We start from the raw sequence: 7,094 nt of genomic DNA, 5'->3' as shown, positions 1-7,094 counted from the left end.
GAATATAAAAATCGTATAAACTTACAGCGATCAAATTTCATTTTTATGGGTCTTTTTGCAGTGGTTGCTATAGTTGCCTCGGCGTTATTTGCTTATAAAATGTCAATTCCAATAAAAGCCTTATCTCAGCATGCAAAAGCGATTGGAGACGGCAATTATGATAAGGAAGTCAGTGTAGACCAAAATGATGAGCTGGGGGAACTTGCTGATAACTTGGATCAAATGCGCATCAACTTAAAGAAGCAGCTTCATACCATTCGTACCATGGCGTATGTGGATGATTTAACCTGCTTACCTAATCGACGCTCATTTACAGAAACCATAGAGCAATACATCAGCCTACATTTACCTTTTCACATTTTGTTTATCGATCTTGATGACTTTAAGCGTATTAATGACCAGTTTGGGCATGAGACCGGAGACATCTACTTAAAAGAGTACTGCAACAACATCCTTGCATTTTGTGCTAGTAATTTCCCGGCAGACACGTTTCATATTGCACGAATGGGTGGGGATGAACTAACTATCATGATCCAACAAGAGTCTCTCTCTATTGTCGATGCCGGTTTATTTGCCAATCAGCTCTGTCATGCACTGTCTACCCCGATTAATATCAAAGACAAACGCCTGAATGTGTCCCTTAGTATCGGGGTTACCAGTTTTCCACAAGATGCGACGAACGCATCACAACTGCTCTCTTACGCAGATATCGCGCTTTACCAAGCAAAATCATTGGGTAAAAAGATGGCGGTTGTTTTCGATAATCAGCTTCTCAAAGTAGTATTATCCGAATATGCCCTTAGAGATAAGCTGATTCATGCTATTGAGAACAAACTTTTTTATCTAAATTATCAACCCATTATTAATATATCTTCAAAAAAAGCCATCGGCTTTGAAGTGTTGTTACGTTTAGGCTACGGCGAGACTCGACTCTCTCCTGATGCGTTTATTCCTCTCGCTGAGAAGATGAGTATTATCGACCAAATGACCTATCAGGTTATCGAGCAAGTCTGTTTCGATTTACAAAATGCGACCAATTTCTTTGGTACTGTTTCAATCAATATATCCGGTTTATTAATTGATAGTATCGATTTTTTCCACAAAACAATGTCCATTTTAGATCGCTACAACATCTCTACGGAGCGCATTGCCTTAGAAGTAACAGAAACGGTAATGATAAGTAATTTTGATAGTGCAATTGAAGGATTATATCGACTTAAAAAGGCTGGATTTACTATCTATTTAGATGATTTTGGTTCTGGATACTCCTCGTTGAAGTATTTACAGAAATTACCTATTGATGTTGTAAAAATAGATAAAAACTTAATACAAAACGCAGCGAATGGCATTTCAATATTCAGCTCAATCATTAATCTTTGTAAGGCATTACAATTACAAATCATTGTCGAAGGTGTTGAAAGCAGTAACCAGCTTGAGATATGTGATCAAACTGGCTGTGATATGGTTCAGGGATACTATTTCTCTAAACCAATGAAGTGGAGTGAATGTAAACCATTCCAAAACACTTTTGTTGATTTTATTGGGCCTGCCAACTTGATTCAACCAGTAAAGATTTATCCTGTATAAGTTTCACTTCAAACAGTGCGTCTCTAGCAACTACCCCCACACCTTTTGGGGTGCCAGTCATCACGATGTCACCATCTTGTAGAGTCATGAATGATTGAATTTCATCTAGGATATCGTCAGTGGTGTGCAGCATTTGTTTGGTGGTACCGCTTTGGATTACGTCTCCATTGATGGTGAGTTCAAAGAAATAGTCACATTGCCCAGGCGGTATAGCAACAAAATCACTGAATAGCGCGGAGTGATTGAATGCTTTGGCTCTCTCCCAAGGTAGGCCCTTTTGTTTCAACTTACTTTGTAAATTACGCTTGGTTAAGTCTAACCCTACGCCTACACCTTGAAACCGCCCTTCTAGATAGAGAAAACAGACCTCAGTTTCGTAATGCAGCTCTTCTTGAATATAGGAGTGTAATTGAGTGGTAATGGCTGAATTAGGCTTACAAAATAGCACCATCTCATCCGGAACGTCATTGTTAAGTTCTTTGATATGCTCACTATAATTGCGACCAACACAAACCACTTTATTCGGGATTACGGTTCGACCTTCGAACGATATCGTATTCATCATCACTCCTTGATGGCGCTAATTGTTATTAATGCTGTGTCTGGTTTTCTTCGGTGTAGAACTTACCGAAATAGGACTCCATCACTTCCGGCGTTAACTTGCCTTCCGCTTCGAGTTTTTTTAACTCAGCAACGATCTTTTGTTGCTCCTCAATCGTTGGAAGAGCCTCTTCAGTGATATCATCAAACTGTTCCAATTCTTGCTCTAGTTCTTTCATTAATGGCTCTCTTTATCATTGTCTGAGTCAATGGTACCGAAGTTTGTTTGAGTAATAAAATAGAAACATAAAATTTTTGTTTTTGCTTCCGTTTGTTTTACCATGCCCCTATCACTTTTTTGAGACTTCCCCATGAGCACTGTCCTTGTAATCGGTTACGTTTGGCCTGAACCTAACTCCTCTGCCGCTGGCACACACATGATGTCGCTGCTTACTCTGTTTACGCAGCAGAATTGGCGAGTGATTTTCGCCACACCCGCTCAGCGCACCGACCACATGGTTGATCTCTCCTTAACCGGTATTGAGAGTACCTCTATCGCTCTTAATGACAGTAGCTTTGATCTTTACCTTGAAGAGGTAGCTCCTGATATTGTGATGTTTGATCGTTTCATGATGGAGGAGCAATTTGGCTGGCGTGTACGTAAGTATGCGCCTAATGCCATGACAATATTGGATACCGAAGATCTTCAGTGCTTGCGAAATGCTCGACATGTCGCACATAAACAGAACAGACAGATGAACAATGGTGATCTTTTTTGCTCTGATATTGCTAAGCGAGAAATTGCTGCCATTGCACGTTCTGATCTGTCGTTAATCATCTCAAGTTATGAGTATGATCTGCTAATCAACACGTTCAACATCGATCCTAATATTTTGCATCATTTGCCATTTATGGTATCCAACAACGACCGAACACCTATTTCCTTCTCTGAGCGTGAGCACTTTGTTGCCATTGGTAATTTCAGACATGCACCCAACTGGGACTCTGTGTTGTACTTACAACAGTTGTGGCCATTGATTCGCAAGCAGCTTCCTCAGGCAGAACTGCACATTTATGGCTCATACCCACCGCCTAAAGCGACTGCACTGCATAATCCCAAGCAAGGATTCTTGATTAAGGGCTGGGCAGATGATGCGCTTGAGGTTATTGGTCAGGCTAAAATTTGTCTTGCTCCTCTGCGCTTTGGGGCTGGTATTAAAGGTAAGTTGCTCGATGCTATGTTGGTGGGAACCCCAAGTATCACAACGGATGTTGGTGTTGAAGGTATGACTGATGGAAATGAGTGGCCAGGTGCCATTGCAAACGACGCAGAAGCATTTGTTCAACAAGCCATTCATTTATATCAACACCAAGATGAGTGGGATCATGCTTCACTGCAGTGTAGCCAAGCACTAAGCATGTTTAATGCCGTACCGTTAGGGATACGATTCATTGAGCAGGTTGTTCGAATACAATCCGCCCTTAAACAGCACCGAGAAGATAACTTTCTTGGCGCGATGCTCAATCACCACAGTATGAAAAGCACGCAATATATGTCTCAATGGATTGAAGTTAAAAACAAATTAGAAGCGATTGAGCCTGAGTAGAACAAATGGCAGTCGATATTTTTATTTGAACTTTTACTCTTTTTTTCAATCGGATATAGTTAACAATATTATCGCAGTTAGAGAGAACACAATGCTTACCCAAACCTTCCAACGCCTTCAACACTATCTAGAAACGCAGGTTATCGGTCAGCCCGAACTGGTTAAACAACTTCTCATCGCACTACTTGCCGATGGACATATTCTTGTAGAAGGCCCTCCTGGCCTGGCGAAGACACGTGCCGTAAAGGTACTCTCTGACTGTATTGAGGGGGATTTTCACCGAGTTCAATTTACCCCTGATCTATTACCATCTGACTTAACGGGTACAGACATTTTCAGACCTGAAACTGGGGAGTTTACTTTTCAACCAGGACCCATTTTTAATTCATTGGTTCTCGCTGATGAGATCAACCGAGCTCCGGCAAAAGTCCAAGCGGCGATGCTAGAAGCGATGGCAGAAAAGCAGATCAGTGCGGGTCGTAATACCTATGCTCTGCCTGAATTATTTTTAGTCATGGCGACACAAAATCCCATTGAACAAGAGGGAACTTACCCGCTTCCAGAAGCGCAATTAGATCGTTTCTTACTCCATCTTGAAGTAAACTACCCTAATGCTGAAAGTGAATTAGATATTCTCCGTCTTAATCGTGGTGAAGCGTTAGGAACAACCAGTAGTGACGCCGTTGCCATTACACAAGAAGACATTTTTTCTGCCCGTAAAGCGATCCTATCAATTCATATGGCTGAAAATATTGAGCAATACATTATTCGTTTGGTTATGGCGACTCGTGAACCACACCGTTATGACAGTCAACTTGAACAATGGTTACAGATGGGAGTGAGTCCACGTGCCACCATTGCTCTAGAACGCTGTGCCAGAGCTCACGCGTGGTTAGCTGGTCGTGAATTTGTGACACCAATTGACGTACAAAAGATGGCCTACCCCGTGCTTAGACATAGATTATTATTAAGCTACGAAGCACAAGCAGCAGCGATCAATCCAAACCGCGTTATTAAAACCTTAATTGAACAGGTTACCAGTGCATGAGTGAGTCGCTAACGCTGCCAACTCACAGTGATGGATTACACCTATGCTTAGCTGAGCTTCTGTTGTATAAAAATCAAACCATTCACTGGCTGCCACCCAGTAAAAGTGTTTGGTCCCAGTTAAATGGGCAGCACATCAGTCGCAGCAAAGGTCGTGGTATGAATTTCTCCGAAGTTCGTCAGTATCAAGCTGGGGATGATATTCGCTCTATTGATTGGCGTGTCACAGCTCGCACCGGAAAAACACACACCAAGCTTTTTACTGAGGAACGTGAACAACCAGTGATGTTGTTCATCGATATCAGTTCGAGTATGCGTTTCGGCTCGAAATTACTCCTTAAATCTGTACAAGCGGCGCACTTTGCCTCTTTAATCAGCTGGTTGGCCGTTAAGCAGAACGATCGTGTTGGAGCGATCATTTATACTGGGGAGGCTTTAATAGAGTGTAAACCAACCGCTCGCCAGCAAGGGCCACTTAATATCATCAATCAATTAGTTACACTTCATAACAACCCCATTGATACAGAGTTGACCAAACTGATACCGTTGGTTGATGCCTTCAAACACTTACACCAACTTTGCCCTAAAGGTAGTGAGATAGTCATGATCAGCGATTTTCATCTCCTACATCAAGAACATAAGGTCATCTTAAGCAAAATTCGCCACCATAACCGCCTGCAACTCGTCTCAATCTCTGATGCATTGGAGCGTGGCCAAACTCAATTTACTGGCAGTATTACCGTTAATGACAATGCTGCACGTAGAACAGCGTGGTTGGACTTTGGCAACAAGCGTACTAAACAGTTATTAAATAGCAGTTTCCAACATCGTCACCAATTTATTACTGATTTGTCCCGTTCACTCGGTTCACCCTTTTATCAGCTGTATGCGGACCTTCCTCTTTTGGATCAACTTAGAGCCACGACACCAGCACACCTTCGACAGGAAGCGTAGTATGAGTAACTCTGTTAACAAGCTCTTACCTTTAGAAGATATACGCAGTTATGACATCCCAAGTCTATGGCCGTTAAGCTGGCCTTGGTGGCTATTGATCATTTTTGTGGTATCACTGGGGGTTATTGCCACTATGCTGTTACGACGTCGTCAGCAACAACATAGAGCAAAAAAGGAAGCGCTCTTACTCATAATGTCTGATGAGATCCGCCATGATCCTGTGAAGATGCTAGAGCTTGTTAAACGTGCGTTTTTCTCCTATTACCCGAGAAGCCTTATCTCTCACCTTAACGGTACTGAACTTTATACCATTCTTGACCAAGCCAGCTCCTCTTCTGACTCCAGTACTGGTTTTCAGGCACACAGTGAGCTTTGGCAGCATGCTATCTATGCCCCATCAACCTTGTGTAGGGATGATCTTATTCGCTGTCATCAAACCTGTGTGCATTGGCTTCACACCGCTCTACCTGCATCAAAACAACAATTAGATAACCTCAATAGCGAGGTGACCCATGTTTAGTTTTGCCTGGTGGTGGATGTGGTTATTGCTGCCTTTGCCATTCTTTGCTCGAAAGTGGTTACCGCGTGTCCAAACACAAGTGGCCATTCATATGCCGACACTGCCCAAGGGGATTGAACAACCCCCTTCGCTTTCACGGTACCGATTAATGGTACTTGCCCTCATGTGGATAGCACTGTTAGCGGCAGCATCTCGACCAGTATGGTACGGCGAACCAATACAGACACAACCACTTCACCGAGATTTGATGCTCACCGTTGATCTATCTGGCTCTATGTCACAACAAGATATGCTTGTTGATGGCGACTATGTTGACCGACTGACGTCAGTGAAAAAGGTTCTGAGTGATTTTATCAGTAAACGTAAAGGTGACCGTCTCGGTCTTGTATTGTTTGCCGATCACGCCTATCTACAGACTCCGCTTACTCTTGATATTGAAAGTGTGGAAGAACAGCTCAATAGAACTGTTTTTGGTTTAGTCGGCAAACAGACGGCCATCGGTGAAGGCATTGGTATTGCGACCAAAACCTTTATAGAGAGTGAAGCGCCACAGCGGGTGATTGTACTGCTCAGTGATGGCAGTAATACCGCAGGAGTCATTGAGCCTATTGAAGCGGCAAAGCTAGCCCAAAAAAGTAATGTCACCATCTATACCGTCGGTGTTGGCGCCGGTGAAATGAAGGTGAAGAGCTTCTTCGGTTCTCGAACGGTCAATACGGCGCAAGATCTCGATGAACCTACGTTAACTGAAATTGCCAACCTTACTGGGGGACAGTACTTTAGAGCGAGAAATCAGGAAGATCTTAACGATATTTATGAAAAAATTAATGAGTTAGAAC

General features: G+C 42.7%; 9 protein-coding genes. 6 read left to right on the top strand and 3 right to left on the bottom strand.

Annotated features, from left to right (window positions below):
• Positions 1-1,587: bifunctional diguanylate cyclase/phosphodiesterase (locus L4C32_RS19825; RefSeq protein ID WP_428198623.1), on the top strand; the 1,587-nt coding region annotated here is incomplete at its 5' end.
• Here the strand turns inward: L4C32_RS19825 and L4C32_RS19820 are convergent.
• From L4C32_RS19820 to L4C32_RS19810, 3 genes are read right to left on the bottom strand one after another with little or no spacing between them, the layout of a single operon-like run.
• Complete coding sequence (locus L4C32_RS19820; RefSeq protein WP_428198622.1) at positions 1,538-2,149, bottom strand: fumarylacetoacetate hydrolase family protein; 612 nt, start codon at positions 2,147-2,149, stop codon at positions 1,538-1,540. The two genes, L4C32_RS19825 and L4C32_RS19820, sit on opposite strands and share 50 nt — an antisense overlap.
• Before the next feature lie 28 nt (positions 2,150-2,177).
• On the bottom strand, positions 2,178-2,366 hold the full coding sequence (locus L4C32_RS19815) for a restriction endonuclease subunit S (protein ID WP_428198621.1): 189 nt from the start codon (positions 2,364-2,366) through the stop codon (positions 2,178-2,180).
• Positions 2,366-2,500, bottom strand: coding sequence for a hypothetical protein (locus L4C32_RS19810; protein ID WP_428198620.1), 135 nt, complete (start codon positions 2,498-2,500; stop codon positions 2,366-2,368). The genes L4C32_RS19815 and L4C32_RS19810 overlap by 1 nt, the downstream gene beginning before the upstream one ends.
• On the opposite strand from L4C32_RS19810, the gene L4C32_RS19805 reads away from it, so the two are divergent.
• The 5 genes from L4C32_RS19805 to L4C32_RS19785 form a co-directional block, all read left to right on the top strand.
• Positions 2,499-3,734 carry a glycosyltransferase gene (locus L4C32_RS19805; protein ID WP_428198619.1) on the top strand — a complete coding sequence of 412 codons (1,236 nt, stop codon included), beginning with the start codon at positions 2,499-2,501 and terminating at the stop codon, positions 3,732-3,734. The genes L4C32_RS19810 and L4C32_RS19805 overlap by 2 nt on opposite strands.
• 91 nt (positions 3,735-3,825) lie before the next feature.
• The gene (locus tag L4C32_RS19800) at positions 3,826-4,782 is read left to right on the top strand and encodes an AAA family ATPase (protein ID WP_428198618.1); all 957 of its coding nucleotides are present in this window, start codon (positions 3,826-3,828) and stop codon (positions 4,780-4,782) included.
• Positions 4,779-5,735 (top strand): DUF58 domain-containing protein, encoded by a 957-nt coding sequence (locus tag L4C32_RS19795; RefSeq protein WP_428198617.1) that lies wholly within the window; start codon positions 4,779-4,781, stop codon positions 5,733-5,735. The genes L4C32_RS19800 and L4C32_RS19795 overlap by 4 nt, the downstream gene beginning before the upstream one ends.
• Position 5,736: 1 nt before the next feature.
• Entirely contained in the window at positions 5,737-6,255 is a 519-nt protein-coding gene (locus L4C32_RS19790) for a DUF4381 domain-containing protein (protein WP_428198616.1), read from the top strand.
• The coding region (locus L4C32_RS19785) for a vWA domain-containing protein (protein WP_428198615.1) at positions 6,248-7,094 on the top strand (847 nt) is incomplete at its 3' end. The genes L4C32_RS19790 and L4C32_RS19785, both read left to right, overlap by 8 nt.

The sequence above is a fragment of the Aliivibrio kagoshimensis genome, from assembly GCF_050337105.1.
Taxonomy (GTDB): Bacteria; Pseudomonadota; Gammaproteobacteria; order Enterobacterales; family Vibrionaceae; genus Aliivibrio_A; species Aliivibrio_A kagoshimensis.
The sequence above is the reverse complement of the archived record's forward strand: the minus strand, read 5'-3'. Positions and strand labels throughout refer to the sequence as shown.